Origin of the sequence: Haemophilus sp. UMB1048 (assembly GCF_030218125.1) — a bacterium.
GTDB lineage: Bacteria > Pseudomonadota > Gammaproteobacteria > Enterobacterales > Pasteurellaceae > Haemophilus_D.
The window spans coordinates 1-248 of the sequence record NZ_JASOPB010000149.1; the positions used below are offsets into that span (position 1 = coordinate 1).

Here is a 248-nt window from a genome sequence, read left to right on the forward strand (position 1 = left end):
GCTCTCGGTACGGAAGTTAGCGGATACGGCGGTCGCGTAGGCGGTTTCCATCAGGTTATCCAGCTCCAGGCACTCAACGCGCTGGGTGTTGAACTCGCTGGAGGTATCGTCGAGACGGGCGTTTTTCAGGCGCTCGCGGATCACTTTCAGTTGCTCCAGACCTTTGTGCATCGCATCGCCTTCGCGGAACACCGAGAAGTTATGCTGCATACATTCCTGCAGCGCTTTACGAATCGCCACCGGATCTT

General features: G+C 56.9%; 1 protein-coding gene. It reads right to left on the minus strand.

Annotated elements, in window-relative coordinates; translation table 11 throughout:
* On the minus strand, positions 1-240 hold a 240-nt coding region (locus QP437_RS10250; protein ID WP_285267763.1), incomplete at its 3' end, for a hypothetical protein.
* Positions 241-248: the final 8 nt, after the last annotated feature.